The organism is Psychrobacter sp. H8-1, from assembly GCF_904846575.1.
GTDB lineage: Bacteria > Pseudomonadota > Gammaproteobacteria > Pseudomonadales > Moraxellaceae > Psychrobacter > Psychrobacter fulvigenes.
On sequence record NZ_CAJHBG010000001.1, the window covers coordinates 507,379 to 532,510 of the forward strand.

At 42.3% G+C, this 25,132-nt stretch carries 28 protein-coding genes; 23 read left to right on the top strand and 5 right to left on the bottom strand.

Going from position 1 to position 25,132, the window contains the following annotated elements:
• Positions 1–16: 16 nt before the first annotated feature.
• From secY to rplQ, 7 genes are all read left to right on the top strand, one after another.
• Positions 17–1,348, top strand: a complete 1,332-nt coding sequence (gene secY, locus JMY01_RS02215) for a preprotein translocase subunit SecY (protein WP_201577064.1) — start codon at positions 17–19, stop codon at positions 1,346–1,348.
• A 31-nt stretch (positions 1,349–1,379) separates the two neighbouring features.
• Positions 1,380–1,496 (top strand): 50S ribosomal protein L36, encoded by a 117-nt coding sequence (rpmJ, locus tag JMY01_RS02220; RefSeq protein WP_025644371.1) that lies wholly within the window; start codon positions 1,380–1,382, stop codon positions 1,494–1,496.
• 259 nt (positions 1,497–1,755) lie between these two features.
• The gene (rpsM, locus tag JMY01_RS02225; protein ID WP_201574039.1) at positions 1,756–2,112 is read left to right on the top strand and encodes a 30S ribosomal protein S13; all 357 of its coding nucleotides are present in this window, start codon (positions 1,756–1,758) and stop codon (positions 2,110–2,112) included.
• 20 nt (positions 2,113–2,132) lie between these two features.
• The gene (rpsK, locus tag JMY01_RS02230) at positions 2,133–2,522 is read left to right on the top strand and encodes a 30S ribosomal protein S11 (RefSeq protein ID WP_058368279.1); all 390 of its coding nucleotides are present in this window, start codon (positions 2,133–2,135) and stop codon (positions 2,520–2,522) included.
• A gap of 48 nt (positions 2,523–2,570) precedes the next feature.
• Positions 2,571–3,212, top strand: coding sequence for a 30S ribosomal protein S4 (rpsD, locus tag JMY01_RS02235; protein ID WP_201574040.1), 642 nt, complete (start codon positions 2,571–2,573; stop codon positions 3,210–3,212).
• An 80-nt stretch (positions 3,213–3,292) separates the two neighbouring features.
• A complete protein-coding gene (locus JMY01_RS02240) occupies positions 3,293–4,300 on the top strand; it encodes a DNA-directed RNA polymerase subunit alpha (protein ID WP_201574041.1) in 1,008 nt (335 codons plus the stop codon).
• A 19-nt stretch (positions 4,301–4,319) separates the two neighbouring features.
• Positions 4,320–4,679 carry a 50S ribosomal protein L17 gene (gene rplQ, locus JMY01_RS02245; protein WP_201574042.1) on the top strand — a complete coding sequence of 120 codons (360 nt, stop codon included), beginning with the start codon at positions 4,320–4,322 and terminating at the stop codon, positions 4,677–4,679.
• Between the two features lie 76 nt (positions 4,680–4,755).
• Here the strand turns inward: rplQ and JMY01_RS02250 are convergent, their stop codons facing one another.
• Together JMY01_RS02250 and JMY01_RS02255 are read right to left on the bottom strand one after the other, a co-directional pair.
• Positions 4,756–5,376 (bottom strand): L-threonylcarbamoyladenylate synthase, encoded by a 621-nt coding sequence (locus tag JMY01_RS02250; protein WP_201574043.1) that lies wholly within the window; start codon positions 5,374–5,376, stop codon positions 4,756–4,758.
• A gap of 355 nt (positions 5,377–5,731) precedes the next feature.
• Positions 5,732–6,505, bottom strand: a complete 774-nt coding sequence (locus JMY01_RS02255; protein WP_201574044.1) for an elongation factor P hydroxylase — start codon at positions 6,503–6,505, stop codon at positions 5,732–5,734.
• A gap of 155 nt (positions 6,506–6,660) precedes the next feature.
• Between JMY01_RS02255 and JMY01_RS02260 the strand changes: the two genes are divergently transcribed.
• The 6 genes from JMY01_RS02260 (at position 6,661) to lysM (ending at position 11,340) form a co-directional block, all read left to right on the top strand.
• Positions 6,661–7,269: a DUF177 domain-containing protein gene (locus tag JMY01_RS02260; protein WP_201574045.1), complete on the top strand. Its 609-nt coding sequence runs from the start codon at positions 6,661–6,663 to the stop codon at positions 7,267–7,269.
• A 318-nt stretch (positions 7,270–7,587) separates the two neighbouring features.
• Positions 7,588–7,770: a 50S ribosomal protein L32 gene (gene rpmF / locus JMY01_RS02265; protein WP_199507791.1), complete on the top strand. Its 183-nt coding sequence runs from the start codon at positions 7,588–7,590 to the stop codon at positions 7,768–7,770.
• A gap of 436 nt (positions 7,771–8,206) precedes the next feature.
• Positions 8,207–9,175 carry an ACP S-malonyltransferase gene (gene fabD / locus JMY01_RS02270; protein ID WP_201574046.1) on the top strand — a complete coding sequence of 323 codons (969 nt, stop codon included), beginning with the start codon at positions 8,207–8,209 and terminating at the stop codon, positions 9,173–9,175.
• Complete coding sequence (gene fabG / locus JMY01_RS02275) at positions 9,172–9,900, top strand: 3-oxoacyl-ACP reductase FabG (RefSeq protein ID WP_201574047.1); 729 nt, start codon at positions 9,172–9,174, stop codon at positions 9,898–9,900. The genes fabD and fabG overlap by 4 nt, the downstream gene beginning before the upstream one ends.
• A 295-nt stretch (positions 9,901–10,195) precedes the next feature.
• On the top strand, positions 10,196–10,432 hold the full coding sequence (gene acpP, locus JMY01_RS02280; RefSeq protein ID WP_195206327.1) for an acyl carrier protein: 237 nt from the start codon (positions 10,196–10,198) through the stop codon (positions 10,430–10,432).
• Positions 10,433–10,830: 398 nt separating this feature from the next.
• Complete coding sequence (gene lysM, locus JMY01_RS02285) at positions 10,831–11,340, top strand: peptidoglycan-binding protein LysM (protein ID WP_201574048.1); 510 nt, start codon at positions 10,831–10,833, stop codon at positions 11,338–11,340.
• A 134-nt stretch (positions 11,341–11,474) separates the two neighbouring features.
• On the opposite strand, the gene queG is transcribed toward lysM, so the two are convergent.
• Positions 11,475–12,722: a tRNA epoxyqueuosine(34) reductase QueG gene (gene queG / locus JMY01_RS02290; RefSeq protein WP_201574049.1), complete on the bottom strand. Its 1,248-nt coding sequence runs from the start codon at positions 12,720–12,722 to the stop codon at positions 11,475–11,477.
• Positions 12,723–12,880: 158 nt separating this feature from the next.
• Here queG and JMY01_RS02295 point away from each other — a divergent pair, with 158 nt between their 5' ends.
• Entirely contained in the window at positions 12,881–14,656 is a 1,776-nt protein-coding gene (locus JMY01_RS02295) for an NAD(P)H-hydrate dehydratase (protein ID WP_201574050.1), read from the top strand.
• Between the two features lie 57 nt (positions 14,657–14,713).
• Here the strand turns inward: JMY01_RS02295 and JMY01_RS02300 are convergent, their stop codons facing one another.
• Positions 14,714–15,214, bottom strand: coding sequence for a DUF4124 domain-containing protein (locus JMY01_RS02300; protein ID WP_201574051.1), 501 nt, complete (start codon positions 15,212–15,214; stop codon positions 14,714–14,716).
• Between the two features lie 1,079 nt (positions 15,215–16,293).
• Between JMY01_RS02300 and JMY01_RS02305 the strand changes: the two genes are divergently transcribed.
• The 9 genes from JMY01_RS02305 to JMY01_RS02340 all read left to right on the top strand — a co-directional run bounded on the left by JMY01_RS02305 (position 16,294) and on the right by JMY01_RS02340 (position 24,139).
• A complete protein-coding gene (locus JMY01_RS02305) occupies positions 16,294–18,006 on the top strand; it encodes an acetolactate synthase 3 large subunit (protein WP_201577067.1) in 1,713 nt (570 codons plus the stop codon).
• Positions 18,006–18,506: an acetolactate synthase small subunit gene (gene ilvN, locus JMY01_RS02310; RefSeq protein ID WP_201574052.1), complete on the top strand. Its 501-nt coding sequence runs from the start codon at positions 18,006–18,008 to the stop codon at positions 18,504–18,506. Before JMY01_RS02305 ends, ilvN begins: the two co-directional genes overlap by 1 nt.
• 169 nt (positions 18,507–18,675) lie before the next feature.
• On the top strand, positions 18,676–19,692 hold the full coding sequence (gene ilvC / locus JMY01_RS02315; protein ID WP_201574053.1) for a ketol-acid reductoisomerase: 1,017 nt from the start codon (positions 18,676–18,678) through the stop codon (positions 19,690–19,692).
• Positions 19,693–19,974: 282 nt separating this feature from the next.
• A complete protein-coding gene (locus tag JMY01_RS02320) occupies positions 19,975–20,400 on the top strand; it encodes a hypothetical protein (RefSeq protein WP_201574054.1) in 426 nt (141 codons plus the stop codon).
• Between the two features lie 347 nt (positions 20,401–20,747).
• The gene (locus JMY01_RS02325) at positions 20,748–20,960 is read left to right on the top strand and encodes a cold-shock protein (RefSeq protein WP_058368296.1); all 213 of its coding nucleotides are present in this window, start codon (positions 20,748–20,750) and stop codon (positions 20,958–20,960) included.
• A 373-nt stretch (positions 20,961–21,333) separates the two neighbouring features.
• Complete coding sequence (locus tag JMY01_RS14010; protein WP_227677629.1) at positions 21,334–21,684, top strand: DUF421 domain-containing protein; 351 nt, start codon at positions 21,334–21,336, stop codon at positions 21,682–21,684.
• Positions 21,684–21,935, top strand: coding sequence for a YetF domain-containing protein (locus JMY01_RS14015; protein WP_227677630.1), 252 nt, complete (start codon positions 21,684–21,686; stop codon positions 21,933–21,935). The genes JMY01_RS14010 and JMY01_RS14015 overlap by 1 nt, the downstream gene beginning before the upstream one ends.
• A 418-nt stretch (positions 21,936–22,353) precedes the next feature.
• The gene (locus tag JMY01_RS02335; protein WP_201574055.1) at positions 22,354–23,103 is read left to right on the top strand and encodes an electron transfer flavoprotein subunit beta/FixA family protein; all 750 of its coding nucleotides are present in this window, start codon (positions 22,354–22,356) and stop codon (positions 23,101–23,103) included.
• 103 nt (positions 23,104–23,206) lie between these two features.
• Positions 23,207–24,139 carry an electron transfer flavoprotein subunit alpha/FixB family protein gene (locus JMY01_RS02340; RefSeq protein WP_201574056.1) on the top strand — a complete coding sequence of 311 codons (933 nt, stop codon included), beginning with the start codon at positions 23,207–23,209 and terminating at the stop codon, positions 24,137–24,139.
• A gap of 103 nt (positions 24,140–24,242) precedes the next feature.
• On the opposite strand, the gene JMY01_RS02345 is transcribed toward JMY01_RS02340, so the two are convergent.
• Positions 24,243–25,052: an RNA methyltransferase gene (locus tag JMY01_RS02345; protein WP_201574057.1), complete on the bottom strand. Its 810-nt coding sequence runs from the start codon at positions 25,050–25,052 to the stop codon at positions 24,243–24,245.
• Positions 25,053–25,132 lie beyond the last annotated feature (80 nt).

Consider the following 25,132-nt stretch of genomic DNA (forward strand, 5'->3'; position numbering starts at 1 on the left):
CGTGTCAAAGCAATCAATGTCATCGGCTGGTATTCCGCTTAACCCTTTTGCATTTATACGTAAGTATGATGAATTATGGTCGCGTTTACTGTTTTTAATCGGCGCATTGATTGTTTATCGTTTAGGGTCACACATTCCTGTTCCCGGTATTAATCCGGTTAATTTGGCAGACTTATTCTCGCGTAACGAAAATACCATCTTAAGCATGTTTAACATGTTCTCAGGTGGTGCGCTTGAACGTATGTCAATTATGGCGCTTGGCATTATGCCTTATATTTCAGCGTCAATTATTGTGCAGATGATGTCAGCAGTACTACCGTCGCTTGAAGCACTCAAAAAAGAGGGCGAAGCAGGACGACGTAAGCTAAACAAATATACCCGTCAAGGGACACTTGCTTTAGCTTTGGTACAGTCATTAGGAATGAGTGCAGGTCTAATCAGTCAAAACCTGACGTTGTCAACCGGTCTTACCTTTTATATTCCAGCAGTTACCTCGCTAGTAGCGGGTGCAATGTTCTTAATGTGGCTTGGTGAGCAGATTACAGAACGCGGTGTTGGTAATGGTATTTCAATGCTGATTTTTGCCAGTATTGTCGCCGGTATGCCAGGCATGATTTCGCAGTCAATCGAGCAGGTCAGTCAGGGTCAGATGAACCTGATTGTATTATTTATCTTTGTGGTATTAGGTGTCGCGGTTACTGCGGGTATTGTTTATATTGAACGTGCTCAGCGCCGTGTACCTGTAAACTATGCGCAAAAGCAGCAACAAGGTCGCAAAATATATGCTCAGCAGCAGTCACACTTGCCGCTGAAAATTAACATGGCAGGGGTTATCCCAGCTATTTTTGCCAGCTCGTTGTTGCTCTTTCCAGCAAGTTTGGGACAGTGGGTCGGTCATTCGACAGATCCAACCTTCACGCAAAAGATATTACAAAATATGGCTTTGGTGTTGTCTCCAGGACAGCCGCTATATTTAGTCCTGTTTGGTGCAATGATTATTTTCTTCTGCTATTTTTATACCGCATTAGTCTTTAGTCCTCGTGAAGTTGCTGAAAACCTCAAACGTAGTGGTGCGTATATCCCAGGTATTCGCCCCGGACAACAAACTCAGCGTTACCTTGATCATGTATTAAATCGATTAACCTTTATTGGCGCGATATACATGACGGTTATTTGTTTAATGCCCATGGTCATACAATCAGCATTTGGTGTGCCGTTTAATCTCGGTGGTACGTCGTTACTGATTATGGTGGTTGTGGTAATGGACTTCATTTCGCAGATTCAGGCGCATTTGATGACCCACCAATATCATGATCAGACATTAATTCAGTCGCCCACTCAACCTTAAATGAGCGGTGTGATATCTCAAGGAGCATGCTATGAAAGTTCAAGCATCAGTTAAGAAGATTTGTGGTAGCTGCAAAATTGTACGCCGTAAAGGCCGTGTACATGTTATTTGCACAGCTGAACCCCGCCACAAGCAACGTCAAGGTTAATAAATAAATAGAGCATGGCCTTGCGCCTAAGCTATATGTTTAAATAATACTTGAAAAAAAACGGCGGATGCGATATCATCCGCCACTTGCCGTAGTTTATACTGATATATTTTATAGTTTAGCCTTATTGCCTAACTTGTTCGCCAAGTTGATGTGATAATAATAGCAATAAATATACTAGTATCGACAGCAATGAATCTGAAAAATAACGCATTATTTATAACAAATAACGCTTATTTTTTTTAATGGAGAGAAATCAATGGCTCGTATTGCCGGTGTTAACATTCCGGATAATAAGCATGCTGTTATTTCACTAACTTACATCTTTGGTGTAGGCCGTACCACTGCTGAGAAAATCTTAGAAGCAGTTGGCATCGCCCCTACTACCAAAATCAGTCAGTTAGATGATACACAGTTAGATGCTATCCGTGCACAAGTTGCTAATTTTATGACTGAAGGTGACCTTCGTCGTGAAGTTTCAATGAACATTAAGCGTTTGGTCGATTTAGGTTGTTACCGTGGTATCCGCCATCGTCGCAATTTACCTGTTCGTGGCCAACACACGAAAAACAATGCGCGTACTCGCAAGGGTCCACGTAAAGCACTTAAAAGATAATTAACTTAGGAAGCTAAAAGATGGCTAAAGACACTCGTAGTCGCAAGAAAGTGACTCGTCGTTCAGTATCGGAGGGCGTAGCCCATATCCATGCGTCTTTTAATAACACCATTGTTACGATTACCGATCGTCAAGGTAATGCATTGGCTTGGGCCACTTCAGGTGGACAAGGCTTCCGTGGTTCACGTAAATCTACACCATTCGCAGCTCAGGTTGCAGCTGAAGTCGCTGGTAAAGCGGCTCAAGAATATGGTGTTAAGAATATCGACGTTTTGGTTAAAGGACCAGGACCGGGTCGTGAGTCTGCGGTAAGAGCACTAGGTGCATTGGGTTATAAAGTTAACAGTATCTCTGATGTAACCCCAATCCCACACAATGGTTGCCGTGCGCCGAAAAAGCGCCGCGTCTAATATTAAAGACGAAGCTTTTTATCCCAGAAGCTTATAGGAGACATAAAGATGGCCCGCTATATTGGACCAAAACTCAAATTATCACGTCGCGAAGGTACAGACTTAGGCCTTAAGTCTGGCGTTAAACCATACGACGTAAAAACGAAAAAAGCTGGACGTCCACCAGGTCAACACGGTGTGAGCCGTAACAAGAGCTCAGAATACTCTTTACAGTTGCGTGAAAAGCAGAAAGTTAAGCGTATTTATGGTGTACTTGAGCGTCAGTTTGCTAACTACTATAAAGAAGCTGCTCGCAAGCGTGGTGCTACTGGTGAAAACCTACTAGCCATGCTAGAAAGCCGTCTAGATAACGTTGTCTATCGCATGGGCTTTGGCTCAACTCGCGCTGAAGCACGTCAGCTAGTCAGCCATCGTGCTGTTATGGTAAAAAAAGCTGGCCGTGATGAGTTTGTTCGTGTGAACATTCCTTCAATTCAGCTGCAAGATGGTGATGTTATTGCTATCCAAGAGAAATCTCGCGAACAATTGCGTATTAAAAACGCTATTGAACTGGCGTCACAACGTGGCATTCCAGAATGGCTAGATGTTGATCACAGCAAACTACAAGGCACATTTAAACAAGCGCCTGATCGTATTGATCTACCTGCTGAAATCAACGAAAGCTTAATCGTTGAGCTGTACTCTAAATAATGACGTTATGATTGATGTTATACAGATAACATCATATATGTAATGTTAATTAAACCAGTTAAATAATTCGAGGTGACAACATGATGCTAAATGCAACTGAGTTTCTAACGCCAAATGCCATTAACGTGGATACGGTTAATGAAACGATTGCGAAAGTCACGCTCGAACCGTTAGAACGCGGCTTTGGGCATACCCTAGGGAATGCCTTGCGTCGCATCTTGTTATCTTCATTACCTGGCGCTGCAGTCATTGAAGCTGAGATTGATGGTGTTGACCATGAATACTCAACGCTTGAAGGCATGCAAGAAGACGTACTTGACCTACTTTTGAATTTAAAAGGCTTGGCCATTACGCTTCATGACCAAAATGAAGTATTTTTGACCTTGGATAAACAAGGTCCAGGCACCATCACTGCCGCAGACATCACGTTGCCGCATAATGTGGACATTATCAATCCAGAATTGGTATTGGGTACATTAAGCGAACGTGGGCATCTAAAAATGCGTCTGCGTGTGGTCATGGGTCGTGGATACGAGCCAGCAAATCAGCGCCGTGAAGATGGCGACACCAAAGCGATTGGCCGTTTGAAGCTTGATGCAAGCTTTAGCCCAGTACTTCGTGTTGCTTATGATGTTGAGAACGCACGTGTAGAACAGCGTACCGATCTTGACCGTCTTATCATTGAGCTTGAAACCAATGGCACTATTGATCCGGAAGAAGCAATTCGTAAAGCAGCGACTATTTTACAACAGCAGATTTCTATCTTTGTTGACCTAGAAGCTGAAGAAGCGCCTGAGCCTGTGAAAGAAAAAGAAGAGGTTGACCCAGTGCTATTACGCCCTGTGGATGATCTTGAACTAACGGTTCGCTCAGCCAACTGTTTAAAAGCTGAAAACATTTACTATATCGGTGATTTGGTACAACGTTCAGAGACTGAACTACTAAAAACCCCAAATCTTGGTAAGAAATCATTGACGGAAATCAAGGACGTACTAGCGTCTAAAGATTTAGAGCTCGGTATGCGCCTAGATAACTGGCCACCCGCTGACTTACGTGTTGATGATCGTTTCTCTTATCGTAGCCGTTAAACTTTAAGGATATTTGACTATGCGCCATCGTAAGAGTGGAGTCAAGCTGGGTCGTACCGGCAGTCATCGTAAGGCAATGTTCCAGAACATGACTAACTCATTATTTGAGCATGAACTGATCAAAACAACATTACCAAAAGCTAAAGAGTTACGCCGCGTTGCTGAGCCATTGATCACTTTGGCTAAAGAAGACAGCGTTGCTAACCGCCGTTTGGCATTTAGCCGCATGCGTAGCAAAGCAATGGTAGGCAAACTATTTGGCACGTTAGGTCCTCGTTACCAGACGCGTCCAGGTGGCTACTTACGCATTGTAAAATGTGGTTTCCGTGACGGTGATAATGCACCAATGGCTTATGTAGAATTGGTTGATCGTGACTAGTTTTACAACGCTAACTGTATATACTAAAAAAGCTCCAATTAATTGGAGCTTTTTTTTGCGTTTTAAATGCTTAGATTTATAGCAGTAATGACTCGACATCAGCAGCACCTTGTCGAATGACTTCAGGATGACCACTGGTCATATCGACGATAGTAGTTAGCTTAGTGGTTTTAATACCCGCACTGATGAGGCCGTCTATCTGATTACTGAGCAAATCTTCTATTTCAAATGGATCATCTAAGATATCGTCATGCATTGGAAGTATGAGCGAACTGGTCAAGATAGGCTCATCCATCGCTTCTAATAGTGCTTGAGCAATTGGGTTGCTTGGAACGCGAATGCCAATGGTTTTTTTCTTAGCATGAGCAAGTTTTTTGGGTACATCTTTAGTGGCGTTTAAAATAAAAGTGATGGGTGCTGGAGTATGCGCTTTTAATTGTTTGAACTGTACGTTGTCAACGGTTGCATAAGTCGCAATCTCGCTCAAATCACGGCAGAGTAGGGTAAATTGATGTTTATCATCAAGCTCGCGTATGAGCTTGAGCTTCTCAAGTGCGTCCTTTGCGCCTAGACGGCAACCAAAAGCATAGCTAGTATCTGTAGGGTAGATCAGTAGCTTATCATTGCGTAGCAAGTCTGCTGCTTGCTCAATGAGACGAGGCTGAGGGTTGTCTGGGTGAATGTAGAATGTTTGCATAATAGCTCCTTGTTTAATATTTTTCATTTTAATTAGTATTATGTTTTCAGTATAACTGAGCGTTATTGATCAGTGTTTAGTTAGGTTTTAAAATTTATAAATTAAACGTTTATTTGAATTTTTTATCGCTGAAAAATAATTATTGTTAGTGCCTTTATAAAATGAGAAAAAAGCTTTCAAGTGAAGAATGCTTCTAGTTTTTGACGTTTAGTTGCCCTCAATTACTTATACAGTATAGCGGTAAAAAACACGTGAGATATAGAGAAGTGCCGTTAATAAAGGTACGAAAATTTTAAACAAGCGTTATTGGCTAAAAGAGAGTCTTGAGAAGAGTCATAAAAGCTAAGCAGTAGCTTTAGCTTAGATCATTATGAATGGTTAATAATGCTCGTAGCAAGGTCTTAGCGTCACGAGGTAAGGTTTGTGGTGCGTTGATATAGTGAGAAGCCTGCTCGTAAACGTCAGCACCAAAGGTGCTCGAGGAAGTGTCAAAGTCGGCAAACAGGTTATCTTGTGAGACTTGGAAGGGTCTCCTACACGCAAGCGTGAACAAACACTCTAGCGCTTGCGGTCTAATCTCCATTTGCTCAAAGGCTTGCTGCTGGGTCGCTGTACGACCATCTGGCGCGTACCAATAGCCGAAATCAGGCAGCTGTCTGCGTTTCATACCAGCGATACACCAGTGACTGATTTCATGCAAAGCGCTAGAAAAAAATCCATGAGCGAACTCAATACGTGCAGGTTTGTCGTCCTGTGCAGGAAAGTACTCTGGATCATGTTTGCCGCGTACCAGCCGAACATTTTGCTCAAAGAACAGAGCATTAAAGAGTGAGATTAGCCAATCGGTAATGGCGTGTTCGTAATCATATTGCGCTTTGTCGCTACCTGTTGTAGCACTTATGGCTCTCTGCTCATAATGGCTATGAATTCTCTGCCATTGCTGCTGTGCTTGTTTTAAGCAAAGTTTTGATTGAGTGTTGGTGGAAGCAGTAGTATTTAGGGCTTTATCAGCTTTAGACGAGTCAGTAAGGCTATGGCTTTGTAAGTCAGTCAGCTGAGTCAGCAAGGCTAAGGCACTATCTGGAGTCAACAACGTAGAAAAATAAGGACTGGAAAATTTAGAGGTCATAAAGTGAGTTAACTAATTGAGCAATGAGGTCGTCATAAGTGAGCGTTTTAATGGTAAGCATCAACAATCGTAACATACTAGCGCTAGCGTCATATCAAGCTTTCCGTTAGTATGGCAGGCAATATTATACACCGTTTTGATCAATGAGGTATCGCATGTCAAACAATACAGAAAACATAGTATCATCTGATCACGCTGCTGATACTGTCTCTTCTAATATTGCCTCTTCTAATTCAGTGAACATGCCTGAAAGCATCTCCTTAGATAAGTGGGCTGATAGCGGATTTGAGTGGCAGGGTGAGGTTGTTCCTGAGAGTTTTGAGCGCTTAGTGACACTCCTAAGTGCAGAGCGTGAGCAGCAAAGCCTGCAGTTAAGTACGCATTTATATCGTCACAATAATGTCCTGCACTTATCTTTTAAATTAGTAGGAGAGGTTTGGCTGACCTGTCAGCGCTGCTTGCAACCAGTGTTGATTGAGCTGACTGATGATTATGATATTGCCTTACTCAATGATGATAGCCAAATACGCTTGATTGATGATGAGCAAGATCATTTGTTATTAGATGAGATTATTACTGAGCAGACACCTGAGCGTCTACTACCTCTAAAGAAGTTAGTTGAGGATGAAATTCTGCTAAAAGTGCCAATGGCACCAAAGCATGATGATTGCGAGATGGCTACTACTCAGTTTGGTGAGATACCTGAAGAAGCAGAAAGCGAAAACCCTTTTGCGGCATTAGCAGCATTAAAAGGTAAGTTATAATTTTAAGTGTGTATTAGCGTATCACGTAGTCATGTTTTTTTATTGGCTTTGTACACAAGAGTGACAGGCAGGGCTTTATTAATTCATCAAACATGCGTATAATGTCCGGTTTATTGCATTCTGGCAACAAGCTGCTTGCAGATAAAAGCTGACTGAGCAAATTATCCATAAATTTCTGCCTTGGTTAGTCATTTATTAATGCATTTGGCAAACTATTTAATGATGCGTAGGACTTAGGTTGTGGTGATTATATAGCCTCTGTCAGTATCGATTAAAGCTGAATTTTAAGCTTATCCCTTTAAGTATAGGAGCTATATCATGGCTGTTCAAAAAAGTCGTAAAAGCCGTTCGCGTCGTGACATGCGCCGTTCACACCACCATATGACTGTGGCTGAGCTAAGCGTAGATGCCACCACTGGTGAAAAGCATCGTCGTCATCATATGACTAAAGATGGTTTTTATCGTGGTCGTCAGTTGTTCAAAGTTAGTCAAGACGCTTAAGCTATTGACTGACTAGTGTAAAGGTGTGATAGAGCTAGGAAGCAATCGCCCAGCTATCTATCAGCGCTTATGCATTATCATCAATAGGCAATAAATATTAAGCTAACAAGAGCCAAGTTGTTTTGCTACTTAACGGTAGCCAGATAACTTGGCTTTTTGTTATTTGCAATTTACCTTTGCACGCTATTTATGTATCTGAGAAAAGATTTTAATATTTATGCTATAAGCTTTAATTTAGCGCTTAAATGGCTATACTATAGCTATAATGATTCTCCACATTAGTTGTGCCATCATGATGATATTGGCTGTAAAAACTTCATGCAGCAGTGTATAGTTTGACAGTAATCAGCTATGATTGATGGCTTATTAAAATAATATTATGCAACAACACCTAATTAACTTTAGGGTATTTCCAATTATTTAAGGAATATTGGCTATGGCATCTGCACCCGATACAACCACCGCGCAGCTACCTCGTATTGCAGTGATTTTTCCTGGGCAAGGATCGCAAGTGGTCGGCATGACCTCTGAGCTTGCTGAGCTTTATCCAGAGATTCGTGATACGTTTGCTGAGGCTAGTGAGGCTTTGGGCGAAGACCTTTGGGCAATCTGTCAGGATGAAGAGCGACTGAACCAAACACAGTATACTCAGCCAGCACTATTGACAGCCAGTATTGCGATATGGCGTATCTTACAACAAAAGCTGGATAAAGCGCCTCACTACCTAGCGGGACATTCTTTGGGTGAATATAGTGCGCTCTGTGCTGCTGGCGTCATCTCTTTTGCTGATGCTGTGCGCTTGGTACATAAGCGTGGGCATTTGATGCAAGAGGCTGTTGTGGGTATTGATACTGCTATGGCGGCGGTATTGGGACTAGAAGACAGCCGAGTTGAGACCCTATGTGAGCAGGCGACTGAGCATGTTGATGATGCTATTGTTGGTGCCGCGAATTTTAATAGCCCAGGTCAAGTAGTGATATCTGGCAATGCGGTCGGTGTTGATGCTGTCATTGATAAAGTACAAAATACGGGCAAAAAAGCCATTCCTCTAAAAGTTAGCGTACCTTCTCATTGTGCGTTGATGGAGCCTGCTAGCCAAGCGTTGGCTGATGCATTAGCAGAAATTCAGTTTGATCAGGCAGCTATTCCTGTTATTCAAAATCGCCATGCGCGTGTTGAGACCAGTACTCAAGGCATCAAACAGGCTTTAACTGAGCAGCTGAGTGAACCCGTACTATGGTCAAAAACCATGCAAGAGTTGGCGGATAAGCAAATAAATATTTTAATTGAATGTGGCAGTGGTAACGTATTAAGTAATCTGGCCAAGCGTCAAGCGCTGCCAATTACTAGCTATCCTGTAGACAAACCTGCCCGAATGGACAAACTGATGGAGGTGTTATCATGAGCCGAACGATTGTTTTAGTATCTGGCGCAAGTCGCGGTATTGGCAAGGCAGTGGCCAAACGCTTTGCCAAAGAAGGGCATTTTGTGATTGGGACAGCAACCACAGAAAAGGGCGCTGCGCTCATTGATGAGTATTTGCATGATGCTGGTGGTATTGGACGGGTATTAGACGTTCGTGACGGTGCGCAAATTGATAAGCTGTTTGAAGAGATTGAAAGCGTGTATGGTGCGGTACAAGTATTGGTAAACAACGCTGGTATCACGCAAGATGGGCTGCTGATGCGTATGAAAGACGAGGACTGGGACAGTGTGGTCGATACCAACTTAACCTCAGTCTATCGAATGAGTAAGCGTGCGGTACGCGGGATGATGAAAGCGCGCCGTGGTCGCATTATTAATATCAGTTCAGTCGTTGCGCAAATGGGTAATGCTGGGCAGTCTAACTATGCGGCTACCAAGGCTGGTGTCGAAGGCTTTAGTCGTACGCTCGCGCGCGAGATAGGCTCACGCCAAGTCACTATCAACTGTGTCGCTCCTGGTCTAATCGAGACCGATATGACAGATGAGCTAGACGAGCGTCTGCTCAATTCGATGCTTGATGCTGTCCCTATCGGACGTTTGGGACAACCAGAAGATATCGCTGCAGCCGTACTGTTTTTGGCAAGTGATGAAGCCAGTTATATTACAGGGGCAGTGATACCCGTGAATGGTGGTATGTACATGTAGCACCATACGCATATAAAACGTATGGCTATAAAAGACAGCTTTACATTTGGTTAATAAAAAACTGTGTGAACGAGTGTAAACTCTAATAAATACTGTTATAATAATGAATGCTTTTATGTCGTCAGCCTGTATTGTATTAGGGCTCTATTAGACATCAAATGAAATGCAACACTGGTTATAGTGTGTTAGAGTCAAACTGCTGACATAATATACCGCATTCTATATCACGTCATCAGCTGATAATATAGCTAAAATAGCAACGTTAAAATTAATATATAAAAAGGGAGTAATCTTTATGAGTAATGATACTGAGCTAAGAGTAAAGTCTGCTGTAGCAGAGCAATTGGGCATGAACGTCGAAGACGTCAACAATGATGCTTCTTTTATGGAAGACTTAGGTGCAGACTCACTAGATTTGGTAGAGCTGGTTATGTCATTTGAAAGTGATTTTGGTATCACTATTCCTGATGAAGATTCAGCAGAATTGACTACTGTTCAAAAAGCAATTGACTACGTACAAGCCCAGTTATAATTGGCTGTTGTCATATAGCTTTTTCGCAATAAAATAACTACAGCATATTTAGTAGTAATAAAATAGTGAATCAGTTATAGCAGATTTATTAAACCGCTTATCTTTGGAGATAGGCGGTTTTTTTTATGGGTTGTATAGCCATGATCTCAACTATGCAGTCTACCTGTTTAGTATAATGAATATTTTAGTACAACGAATATTGGTTAGCCAGTTTCTATACTCTGTGACCCAAACTATTAACATATATTATGTAAATTTAACATTATTCAACATACCCTCTACTATGCAAACGTCCTAGCTTTGTTATACTCGAATGAATAGCGATAAATAAAAGTTATCCCTATTACAGTCAACAACAATGAAAATCGATAAATAATAATACTTTAAGGAGTGGTTATATGGGTATATTTAGTTTTGCAAAAGATATTGGTGATAAGGTTTTTAACCGTGATGATGCTAAACATGACGCAAAATCAGAAACTAAGGCGTCCGCTGATACACAGGTGAAAGACAGCGAGCCGTCAGCACAGTCAGTGGCCAATGTCTTACTGCGTCGCATTCAACAGCAAAACCTCAATATCAAAAACTTAAAAGTTAAATATAATGGTTCTACTGATACCGCGGAGATTAGTGGTAATGCTAAGACACAAGCGGATCGCGAAAAAGCCATTATTGCTATCGGTAACGTCCAGCACGTAGCAAAAGTTATTGATAATATCGATATTGAAGAAGATGCACCTGAATCTACCATGTATACTGTGAAATCTGGTGATAGTCTGTCAAAGATTGCCCAAGAAGTTTATGGTTCAGCGAATGATTATATGAAGATATTTGAAGCCAATAAGCCGATGCTATCTGATCCAGACAAAATTTATCCTGGCCAAGTATTGCGTATTCCAAAGCCATAGTATGAGTTGGATTAATTTATAAAATACTGCTTTATATGCATAAGAATAATTTCTAATTAAAACGCCTCTTAGATAAGAGGCGTTTTTTATTGGTTGATTTACTATGAAGACTTAAAACTTTTGTAAAAATAAAACTATAGGTTGGCAGTTTTTAGTTTCTCGCGTTGCTCAGCTAAAGCCCAGTTAATGTGTTCGTCAAGCATGGCACTATGTAAGCCTAGCTTTGATTGTAATTGAGCAATAACTTCAAAACTGGCATTCGCGTTGCCAAGACCAATCGCAATATTGCGTAAAAAACTCACATAACCTGTGCGCCTGAGAGGGCTACCTTGGGTGTTGTTCAGAAAGTCAGACTCTTTCCACTGCCATAGCTCAAGTAGGCTGATATCATCAAGCTTATGTCTGGGCGCGAAATCCTCTACTGAAGTTATTCTAGCATAGCGATTCCATGGGCAGATGAGCTGACAATCATCACAGCCAAAAACACGATTACCTATGGCGCGGCGATATTTTGTGTCAATAGATCCTTTATGTTCTATGGTCAAATAAGAGATGCAGGCAGCGGCATTGAGCTCGTAAGGTGCAACAATGGCTTGAGTAGGGCAAATATCAATACAAGCGCTACAACTACCGCAGTGAGCAGCGACAGGCTCATCGTCAGGTAATTCTAGACTGGTAAACAGCTCACCTAAGACAAAAAACGAGCCAGCTTGTTTGTTGAGTAATAGAGTGTGCTTACCGGTCCAGCCAAGTCCCACTGCATCTGCTATTGGACGCTCAAAAATGGGTGCAGAGTCACTAAATGGCCGAAAGACAAAGTCCGTCTTCGCGCCTATATTTAACTGTTGCCACTCAGGAAGCATTTCCTCGATTTTTAAGGCCAACTGCTTCAAGCGACCCCGCATGGTTTTATGATAGTCACGTCCCCGAGCGTAGCGAGCGATAATGGCATTGTTGGGTAGGTCATTGTCTGTGACGGATCGTGGTTTGGGCGTTTGGGTTAGATAGTCCATACGGACGCTGATAATGGTTTTAGCACCTGCAACCAACTGCTCTGGATGTGCTCTGAGTTCGTGGTTGTTACGCATAAACTGCAATTGGCCTTCATAGCCTTTGTCTAGCCAGCGCTGTAACGGTTCGATTTGCTGTTGGAATAAAGGATGATGTACGGATAGAAAGCCGCAATCTGCAAACCCCAGTAATTTTGCTTGTGCCTTAATCCAGTGCTTAACGTCTTCTGCCGTGGTAAAAGTTGGATTATGAATATTAACGACAGAGATATTGTCGTGAGCGTCATCCTGAGAGCTGTCATGAATATTATCCCGAAAACTATCTGGATGAATATCGCTCGATTTATTAGGCACTTGAGTTTTTTTATTCATAAAGGTTTTTACTAATATTGTGAAGAGAGGGCAGTTATGTTCAAGAAACTAAATTTAAGCGGTGAGCTCTCAAGAAAGAATATGAGATGAATATCATTATGATAAGCTAGATGACTAAGAGCATATATATAAATTAAAGCGATAAAAAAGGAATAATTATGCTAACACAAATGTCACTCTTTGCAGACGCTAATCGTGCATCACAGCCCATCGCTTTATATAGCAGCCAGCAAGTATATGCTATAGAGCAAGACTGGTTTGCGCAAGGGTATAGTAGCTTTGCACTCATGCAACAAGCGGCATGGCAAATGACGCAGCATATTATAAAGCTCAATCATCATTGGCCACTATCATGCAAGCAAAAAAATTGGGCGACAGGTACAGGTAATAGGTATCGAGACTCAAATCAACAGCCACGAGCCTGTGTATGGGTAGGTCATGGTAATAATGGCGGTGATGGCTGGTTGATCGCTCATTACCTACAGCAGGCTGGTTGGCGGGTGCAAATCATAACCGTTGGTATCGACGATATTAATCATAATAAAACATCTAAAGACGATACAGATACCTCAGTACCTGATTCAGTCAAAGCACAGTATATCGCATTAGCTGCCAATAGCGTTTACCAGCGTTTTGAAGACAGCCCTTACTCTGAGAGCGATGATTGTCAGCAAGCGTTACAAGCAGATTTTTATATAGACGCCATATTTGGGATAGGATTAAAACGCGCACCGACTGGAATCTACGAGCAAGCCATCAAAACATTCAATAATGCTGCTCAGCAAGCTGGTGCGTTGGTCGTTGCTGTAGATGTTCCTAGTGGCTTAGTGGCGTCTACAGGACAAGTCTTTGGGCATCTTGCCATTCAGGCCGATGTGACATTATGCTTGATAGCACGTAAGTTTGGTCTGCATACCAAGGATGGGATGGACTATGCTGGCGAGGTCATTGATATACCTCTGATACCTTATGACATCAATAATCACACTAAGCCGGTCGCCACCTTACTGACTGAGCCTCAGCCTTTATCTCCGCGTCGACAAAACAGCTATAAGGGCAGCTACGGTCATGTGTTGATCATTGGAGGCAATCGGATTGATGGATCGCAAGGTATGGGCGGTGCAGCCATTCTATCCTCTGCCAGTGCAATGGCTACTGGGGCTGGCAAGATAACGGTCGCCTGTCATGATGCCTTCCATGGGGCGCTGCTTACCTCGTTGCCTGATGCTATGACGATTGACTTGCACGATCAGGATGGTGTCAAAAACCTGCTTACAGAGGTTAATGTGATTGCTATTGGTATGGGATTTGGCCGTGATGACACTGCACAAGCTTTATTTATCAGTTACTTGCAAGCTGCCATAGAAGAAAAAAAGCCCATAGTCATTGATGCTGATGGACTATATCACTTAGCTTCATTGCAAAGAAATGATCATGCGTTGGTCGCTCAATTGCGAGACTACAGTAGAGAGTATCCAGTTTGCTTAACCCCGCATAGCGGCGAGGCAGCAAGGCTGTTAGATCAAAAGATTAGTACCATAGAGAATGATCGGCTGTCTGCCATACAGCAGTGTGCTGATATCTATGGTGGTCATTGGGTGCTGAAGGGAGCGGGGTCATTAGTACTGACGCAAAATGAAATCTACGTCAGCGCTGTCGGTAATGCTGGCATGGCCTCTGCTGGTATGGGGGATGTGCTATCTGGAGTGATTGCTGGCTTGTTGGCTCAGAAAGACTTCAGTGCTGAACAGGGCAGCTTACAGCAAGCGGTACTCATTCATGGATTAGCAGGAGATATACTGGTCAATCAACAGGATGTTGATTCTAATAACAGTATTAGTAATCATTTACCTTTATTAGTGGGGCAACGTGGGCTGCAAGCACAAGATATGCCCGCCGCCATTCGTCATGTTATGCAATTAATAACCACGTAAAGTGAGTTAATTAACGGCAACTGATTTTAGCAGTGGCAGTGAGGGTTTAATCAGCTATTAAGTCGTAGAGCCTGTGCAGTACTGGTTGATCGCCTGTTGTACGCGCTCACGCTTAAGCTCAATCTCACGGCTATCTAGATACTGGCGCTTACCATTGGCATCCATCTCATAAATGCGTCCACCAACGTTAAGATTGGTTAAGTTACTACGTAGCGACTGACAGCGCTGAGCATTAGCTTGTGCTTCTTGCTCTTTAATACGCGCCTCTAGCTGCGCCACTCGTTGTTCTTCTGCGTTTGGTACATTGCCTTGATTAGGATCTGTCTTGCCAGCCATTTGTCCAGGACTCGTTTGACGACCATCACTACGAAACTCGATGACTTCAACATTATTGCCATTTAACGGCGCATGTTGGCTGTATTTTACTTCACCATGGGCGCCAATAGATTTATAAACCTGAATGGCATGACTGGCATTCATGGAAAGAGCGAACGTGCAGGCAGCTATAAATCCAACAAACAGCTTGGTGGCGGTATTTAACATAGATAGAGAAGTCATGCTAACAATCCTTTTGACCGATTAAAGAACAAGCGTTCTTAACACTTCATAAACGTCTTGCTATGTAAACTTACAATGATAATACAATATAGGGTGATTCTAGCAAAAAATGCTTATGAATGCATATTATTTAATAACCAATAGTTAGTAATGGGATTCACAAGTTTTTCTTGACAATAGGGTCAAAACCATCGAAGATAATAGCAGTTGATTGGTCAGTGAGCGGCTTTTATGATATTGCCGTAGCACTTGAAAATAACCACTACTGGTTGCTTATCAGTAGCTTTGTAGTTTTATTTTCTTTGTGATAATGACATTGCAAGGATAGCGGTCATCACGGCAGCTGTCTGAAGTAGTGCTTATTGTCTCCGGACTTATCGGTCTACAATGACTAAGGTAAACTTATTATTTTTGATGTACCAAGCATAAAACCTGTTGATACGTAAAAGGCGACGCTAAATATGCTTTTTACCGATCGCTATCCTGACAAGGCGCTATCCTGATAAGGTAGCTCAGGTGCCATTTAAGCTTGGGTGATACTTCTAAGATGTTTTAAATATAAATAGATAGTGAAAGCGGGCGAGTTAAGTTAATCCACGCTACATTGAGTGATGTTTGCTCAGTGCTATTTTTTATATCAGTCTTAGCCTGTTGTCATATATGCATCATTATGCGCTTCGGCGCTTATGAGAGATAATAACTTCCTTTTTGCAGATGCACCCGCATCTTGTCACTGTATGTCGATAAACCCCTGTACTCCTATCAAAGCTAACGCTGACCATCTAAATTGCTATGTTTAAGTATTCTGCTGCCTTGTCAGCTGTACTTTGGCTTAGTGGGCACATATTCTTGATATGGACAACAACCGGTAAACAGCTTTTATAAGTAGAAGGTTACGCTCTGTCGTAAACACTGAAACTTAATAAACCTGATGCCTGTTCGCGCCGCAAAAAAAGGTGATGACAGTGACGCAAACCACGCAGAGTCCGAACATGACCGGACATCCCCAGACGGGTAATACCGCCAAAAATTTCGATAAAAAACAACAGCTGATTGCAGAGGGTAGTGCAGAGCCTGTGATGCTATCCGGCGCTGAAATGCTGGTCCAGTCGTTAACCGATGAAGGTGTCGAGTATATCTTTGGTTATCCAGGCGGTGCTGTATTACATATTTATGATGCTCTATTCCAGCAGGATGACATTGAGCACATCTTAGTGCGCCATGAGCAAGCTGCTGGTCATATGGCAGATGCTTACTCACGAGTAACGGGCAACACTGGCGTTGTATTAGCGACCTCTGGACCAGGCGCTACCAATACAGTAACTGCTATTGCTACGGCCTTTATGGATTCAATTCCGATGGTTGTGATTGCAGGGCAGGTGCCTAGTAGCTTAATTGGTGAAGATGCTTTCCAAGAAACTGACATGGTTGGTGTTTCGCGTCCTATCGTTAAGCACAGTTTTCAGGTGCGCCATGCTAGTGAAATCCCAACGATCGTAAAAAAAGCCTTTCACATTGCGCAGTCTGGCCGTCCAGGTCCTGTCATGATTGATGTACCTAAGGATATGACAGCGCCTAACGAAAAGTACGCTTACGAATATCCAAAAGAAGTATTCATGCGCTCTTATCAGCCATCAGTTAAGGGTCATGGTGGTCAGATCAAAAAAGCCATTGAAACGCTATTGGCTGCTAAGCGCCCAATAATTTATTCGGGCGGCGGTGTGGTTTTGGGTAACGCCCATAAAGAACTGACAAGCCTTGCTCATAAGTTGAACTTGCCAGTGACCAATACTCTGATGGGACTTGGTGCCTTTCCAGGCTCTGATCGTCAGTTCGTAGGTATGCTAGGAATGCATGGCACTTATGAAGCTAACATGACTATGCACCATTCGGACGTTATCTTGGCAGTTGGGGCGCGCTTTGATGACCGCGTGACCAATAACGTCAAAAAATTCTGTCCAAACGCTACCATCATTCATATTGATATTGATCCAACTTCGATCTCCAAAACGGTTACGGCGCACATTCCTATCGTTGGTGACGTCAAATCTGTCCTTACTGATATGTTAGAGATAGTTGGCGATGATAAAGAGTTAGATCAACACGCGTTGTTGGATTGGTGGGCGCAGATTAATGAATGGCGCAAGCGCCATGGTCTACGCTATGACACCAATACTGAGAATGGTATTAAGCCACAAAACGTTGTTCAGACCTTATGTAAGATCACTGAAAGTAATGCGATTATTACCAGTGATGTCGGACAGCATCAAATGTTTGCTGCGCTGTACTACACGTATAATGAGCCGCGTCAGTGGCTTAACTCAGGTGGCCTTGGTACCATGGGTGTTGGTTTACCTTATGCAATGGCAGCCAAGCTTGTTAGACCTGAGCGAGATGTCGTATGTATTACAGGTGAGGGCTCGATTCAAATGAATATTCAAGAGCTTTCCACCTGCTTCCAGTACAGTTTGCCTGTTAAGATTCTAAACTTAAATAATGCGCAACTTGGCATGGTAAGCCAGTGGCAAGACATGCTTTATGAAGGCCGCCGTGCACACTCTTATATGGAATCATTACCAGATTTTGTCAAGTTGGCAGAAAGCTATGGTCATGTGGGTATCAAGATCACTGATCCTGAAAAAATGGAAGAGCAGTTAGCTGAAGCAATGGCTATCAAAGATAAGCTGGTATTTATTGATGTCATCATTGATCCCGATGAGCATGTGTATCCAATGCAAATCGCTGGACAAACAATGCGTGATATGTGGTTAGCCAAGGGGGAGCGTACCTAATGCAACAACAAAAACATCTAATTTCTGTATTGATGGAAAACGAAGCGGGGTCGTTGTCACGGTTAGTCGGCTTATTTTCTCAGCGAGGCTATAACATTGAGACCCTAAACGTCGCACCAACAGACGATCCAACCATTTCACGTCTGACGCTAACGACCATTACGTCACCTGAAAAGATTGAGCAAATTACCAAGCAGCTGCATAAGCTAATCGAAGTGGTCAAAGTACTCAATTTGTCTGACAGCGTACACGTTGAGCGTGAGCTGATGCTTATTAAGGTTCGTGCCACTGGTGGCGTCCGTGAAGAGGTTAAGCGTAGTGCTGATATCTTCCGTGCCCAGATTGTCGATGTCACTGCCAATCTATATACCATTCAAATCGTTGGTGATACAGCGAAGCTTGATGGTTTCATCGATGTGATTGGTCGTGAGCGTATTTTAGAAGTAGTGCGTTCAGGTGTCATTGGTATCGCTCGCGGTGAGAAGACTCTGAGTGTGTAGCTAGATATGTCATAGCTGGTTTCTCCATAGCAATGACCTTACACTATTATTAAATTTAATTTTCAAACTTAAACGAAGCTTATGCTGACAAGCCATTTTAATAAAATGGCTGTGACATAAGCGCTTACAAGCCATGGCTCATCCATGATGAAAGAAAAGGACTCTACCTATGAATGTTTATTACGATAAAGACTGTGATTTATCTATCATCCAAGGCAAAAAAGTTGCCATTATTGGCTACGGCTCACAAGGTCACGCGCATGCGCTAAACTTACAAGACTCTGGTGTAGACGTTACTGTCGGTCTACGTGCTAACTCAGGCTCATGGAAAAAAGCTGAAAATGCTGGCCTAAAAGTCTCTGAAGTGGAAGATGCGGTAAAAGCAGCTGATATCGTCATGATTTTGACGCCTGATGAGTTCCAAAAAGAGCTGTATAGCGATGTGATTGAGCCTAATATCAAAGAGGGTGCAACGCTTGCTTTTGCTCATGGTTTTGCCATTCACTATAATCAAGTAGTACCACGTAGCGACCTAGATGTCATCATGGTTGCTCCGAAAGCACCAGGTCATACCGTACGTTCTGAATTCGCCAAAGGTGGTGGTATCCCTGACCTCATCGCTATCTATCAAGATGCTTCAGGTCAAGCGAAGCAAGTAGCGTTATCTTACGCTGCGGGTGTTGGTGGTGGTCGTTCAGGTATTATCGAAACGACCTTCAAAGACGAAACCGAAACAGACTTATTTGGTGAGCAAGCAGTACTATGTGGCGGCGCTGTTGAGCTAGTAAAAATGGGCTTTGAAACCCTAACAGAAGCAGGCTATGCACCAGAAATGGCTTACTTTGAGTGCTTACATGAGCTCAAGCTCATCGTAGACCTCATGTATGAAGGCGGTATCGCTGACATGAACTACTCAATCAGTAATAACGCTGAATATGGCGAGTATGTGACTGGTACTGAGGTAATCAACGAGCAATCACGTGAAGCCATGCGTAATGCTCTAAAGCGCATTCAATCAGGTGAGTACGCGAAGATGTTCATCAGTGAAGGCGCAACTAACTACCCATCAATGACTGCGCGTCGTCGTAACAATGCTGAGCACGAAATCGAAAAAACAGGTGCTAAGCTACGTGCAATGATGCCTTGGATCGGTGGTAACAAAATCATTGATAAAGAAAAGAACTAATTTAGCCATTAAGCTCAGTTATAAATAGTTCTATGCTACCTTCATTAATAATTGCCCATGTTATCGACAGATAGCATGGGTTTTTTGTTGCTTAGCGTTTCTGCTCTGCTGGATTTGACGATAGTGCCATGGTGGGCTTGAAAATCAGTGACAGTTACCCAACATACGTAACTCAAACGTATTTTAGTCAGCAAGTGGTTTTTACACATATAGTATGGATGTTTACCATCAACAGTAGGTAGATCCTGCCCTTAATTCTTCTTATATAATAGGTTGTTTGTTTTGCAAATATCTTTTCCAGACTGGCTAACGCCGCAATTCGCATATCTTGCCTTCAGCGCTGTGGTGGCTGTTTTGATTTGGATAGAGGGTGAGATGCTTAAGCGTACTGGTGGCAAGCTACCGAAGTCGCCTTTATTTAAGATCAGCTCATTACTGGACACCTCATGGTTCTTTGTCTCTGTCGTTATGCTGTATGTGATTGATTTGACACCATTAGCAATCACTGTACCAGCGGCCTATGGTATTTATACTATGTTTGGTTGGGTCTACGGTACACGGCTGCTGAGGAAGAAAGGCATACCAGATTCACCCGAAGATTTAGTTATTCCAGCTAAGTATATTGCTTACAGTCAGTCGTTTGCATTAATATTTTTTGCATTATGTTTATTGGTATTAGCGTCGCCATGGTTACCATTACCTAATTAATGTTTTGATGAAGACTGGTGCTTTAGCTTATCTTTATATTGTATGTTTCAATGTTCTGAATTCAATATTATTAGCTAGGTTTTTGATTAAATTGTTTGATTATTCATATAGATAGAGCTTGTTATAATCTGTCAGAAATTTACAAAACTCTATAATTTAGTCTACTAATGACCATAAAAACTGCTATACTATACTTGTACTCATAGGGTTTTAGACGACAATAATGAGTGACCATCGAGGTCTATCATCTATTTAGTTTGAGCATAAGCTCAAGATTCTAATGAGTATTTGTCAATTAATCGGTACAGACACACGTCTTGCCAACAGTTAAAGAGTTAGGAAAAATTATGTCAGATAAAGTTGAAGGCACTGTAAAGTGGTTTAATGAAGCTAAAGGTTTTGGTTTTATCGCTCAAGATAACGGCGGACAAGATGTATTCGCTCACTACAGCGCTATCCAAGGTAACGGTTTCAAAACTTTAGCCGAAGGCCAAAAAGTGTCTTTCATCTTAGGTGATGGTAAAAAAGGCCCACAAGCTGAGCAAATCGAAGCTCTATAATTTTACTGCTTTAAAGCAAGCTTGATTTATCAAGATGCTTTATGGCTAATTGATATTATAAGCGTAGATTATATTGTTGTGTTAACAACAAGACTATTGTTTAGACTGTATATTAAAAGCAACCTCTTATCAGGTTGCTTTTTTTGTGGCAAAAAATGGGTTTTAAAAGTTTAATGGCTTTAGTGACAATATATATAGTCAGTTGAAAACAAAACTTTCATAAGTTCAAAAGCGCTGCTGATATAAATTTCGCTTGCTTGCTGCATTCACAGAGGCTGCGCAAAATTCACCCCAGTAGCGCTATAACCCTTTTAAATTGAATCTACTATAGTATGTCGTTAAAGACAGGTAATGCAGAGTCATAAGGAAAAGTATGAAGTGGGAAGCGTGGTTTGCCATTGATTGGCAACAAGTGATCGGAATATCATTATCTGCGGTGGGATTTTATATTGGCTTGATGGTATTTACACGCTTTATGGGTCTGCGTAGTTTTTCCAAGCTATCAAGTCATGATTTTGCGATGACGGTAGGTATAGGGAGTATCTTAGCGTCAACGGTATTATCTGACTCTCCTTCACTATTGCAAGGCCTGTTTGCAGTAGCGGTGCTGTTTGTGATTCAGGCAGTAGTCTCCCTGGTAAGACGTAAAGCTAAGCCTTTAAAAGCACTGATCGACAACCAACCTATTATTTTAATGGCTCATGGTGAGTACCTATTATTTTAATGGCTCATGGTGAGTACCTATTAGATAATCTTAAAGAGTCCAACTTAAGCACCAGTGATGTACAACAAGTATTACGTAAAAACGGCATTAAATCAAAATCAGAAGTGTTTGTGGTGATTATGGAAACGACTGGCGATATGAGTGTGATAAAGAACAATAACGTTGTACCAGATCAGTCATTATTTAATGATGTACGTGACAGTGAGCTATTGATAGGACCTGTAATGAGAGATTCAAAGCAAATACTATAAGTAATCTATACCCAATTTATTCAGTAAAAGTAATTTGAGTAAAAATGGCTATAAAATAAAGAACCAATGAGACTATGAAGTAATAAAATGGAAGTTTTACAGCATAAATGACTATTTTTTTAGCTGAATTGTAACTTTAGAGGGAGTTGGTGACAAATTTATGACCCATTATTCACGGCGTTGCCTTGACCTTACCTGTGTGGTCACGCAAGATATATCTGTCTATTAAATAATGATAATTTTTGATGTAGTGGGGTCTTTTGATAGCTAGTACTATGTATCTGTGCTCAGCTCTGATATATTATCATGTTAATGAGTCTTTGCTCACTGAGCTGCTACCTTTTAGGTAAGATTTTGAACGACAATGGGCCCATGATTTACAATTTTTTAATTCATAACACTAATAAACGAGGAACGTATGAAAGCATTAGTCGCGGTCAAGCGTGTCATTGATTATAACGTAAAAGTTCGTGTAAAAGCTGATAACTCTGGTGTGGATTTATCTAACACCAAGATGTCTATTAACCCGTTTGATGAAATCGCTGTAGAAGAAGCGGTACGTCTAAAAGAAGCGGGTGTGATTGATGAGATCATTGTTGCTTCAATCGGGCCAAAAGAATCACAAGAGCAGATTCGTGCCGCTCTAGCACTAGGTGCTGATCGTGGAGTTTTGGTACAAACCGATGCCAAACCGTATCCATTACAAGTAGCAAAGATTTTGAAGAGCATCGCTGAATCTGAGAGCACTGATATTATTCTTTTGGGTAAACAGGCTATTGATGACGATAACAACCAAACCGGTCAAATGCTTGCTGCTCTAATGGGTATCGGTCAAGGTACGTTTGCTTCAGAAGTGACCGTTGAAGGCGATAAAGTCAATGTTACTCGTGAAGTTGATGGTGGTCTACAAACTGTAGCACTGTCCTTGCCTGCGGTCATCACCACTGATCTACGCCTGAATGAGCCGCGTTATGCGAAGTTGCCAAACATCATGAAAGCGAAGAAAAAACCACTTGATGAAAAAACACCAGCTGATTTTGGCGTCGAGATGACTTCTAAGCAAGAGATTATCAAAGTTGTGCCACCTGCTGAGCGTAAAGCTGGTATCAAGGTGGGTTCAGTTGATGAATTGGTCGATAAGCTAAAAAACGAAGCGAAAGTTATTTAATACTTTGCTAGAGCGTCTATAGAGTTATTAGACTTTTGGCGCTAGGTTTTGAAAGCTGTGTGAATCCATGACTACGTGAACAAACAAATAAAGGATAAAAACAATGGCAATTTTGGTATATGCAGAACATGACAATGCCAGTCTAAAAAAGGCAACTCTAAACACTATCGCTGCTGCAAAGCAAATGGGCGACGAAGTCCATGTATTGGTTGCTGGTAGTGGTAATCAAGCAGTCGCCGACGAAGCGGCAAAAGTTGAAGGCGTAAGCAAAGTATTGCTAGCAGACAATGCTGCTTATGAGCATCAAATGGCAGAAAACATCTCGCTATTGGTTGCAGATATCGCTGGTGACTATAGTCATATCGTTGCAGCTGCGACCACAACTGGCAAAAACTTCATGCCCCGTACTGCAGCGCTACTAGACGTAAGCATGATGTCTGAGATCTCTGCAGTGATAGATCCGCAGACCTTTGAACGTCCAATTTATGCTGGTAACGCTACTGCTACTGTAAAAACAACAGAAGACAAAGTGGTGTTGACAGTACGTGCGACAGCTTTTGACCCAGTGGCTGCTGAAGGTGGTTCAGCGACTATCGAAGCGGTTGATAGTGTGCAGGAGTCTGGAAAATCAAGCTTTGTTAATGAAGAGATGGCAAAGTCTGATCGTCCTGAGCTGACGTCAGCTGAAATCGTTGTGTCTGGTGGCCGTGCGTTAGCAAATGGTGAAAATTTCACCAAATACATCGAGCCATTAGCAGACAAGCTAGGCGCTGCAATTGGTGCGTCACGTGCAGCAGTTGATGCAGGCTATGTACCTAACGATATGCAAGTCGGTCAAACGGGTAAAATCGTTGCGCCGCAGTTGTATATTGCAGCTGGTATCTCTGGTGCTATTCAGCATTTGGCAGGTATGAAGGACTCTAAGGTTATCGTTGCTATCAACAATGACCCAGAAGCGCCTATCGCCAGCGTTGCTGATTACTTCTTAGAAGCTGACTTGTTTGAAGCGGTACCTGAGCTAACCAGCAAAATCTAAGTCACAGTTGGCATAGTGATATACAATAAAAAATCCCGCTATCGACGATGAACGATGGCGGGATTTTTATGCTTAAAATATACGTTGTTTATAGGGAGCTGTCTTAACTGTATTGACGCTGACGCAGTGTTTCATATAGACAGAGTGATCCTGCAATGGCGACATTAAGGCTCTCTTGTCCGTTCGGTTGCGGGAGAGCAATTGGAGTGGCGCATTGTATTAGCTCATCACAAACCCCTTGTCCTTCATGCCCCATGACCCAAGCAATCGGCGCTCGTAGATCATGCTCATAGATTAAGGTGTCGGTATGTGAGCTGGTCGCAAGCAAAGGGATTTGTACATGGTCTAAAATATCTTGAGTGCTCAGGCCTTCATAGATAGTGAGGGCAAACTGTGCGCCCATACCTGCTCGTAGCGTCTTAGGTGACCATGCTTGAGCGGTGGCATTGGTACAAAGTATGTGATGGATGCCAACGGCCGCTGCGGTGCGTAGGAGGGTGCCGACATTGCCGCTATCTTGTACGTCATTTAGAATTAAGCAATCATCGTTTATCGTTGTTAGACTTGGTGTTGGTACTTTGATAATCGCCATGATATCAACACCTGTCCCTAGGCTGCGGATGCTTTGATATAGCGTGTCTGACAAGATAAGCACAGGGATATGAGTTGGCAGCCGCGCTAAAATCTGCCGTACTTCCGCATGCGCTGACGCTGACTCCGCTAGTAGTACTTGGCTAAAAGGAACTTGCTCAGTCTGAAAACTACTGCGTAAGGCGGCATCGAGAAGGTGCACACCCTCGAGTACTGTCTGACCGTGTTTTTTACGTTGGCGAGCCTGAGTAAGTAACGCCTTAACCAGTTTTACAGTGGCGTTTTTATCTGAGGTAATCAGTTCGGTTGGGTTTGATACCATAATGGACCGCTTCGAGAAGAGTGTAGAGGTGAAGGTATTAAGATAGCCGTCTTAAAGTGTATTATTTATCTACGTTAAGA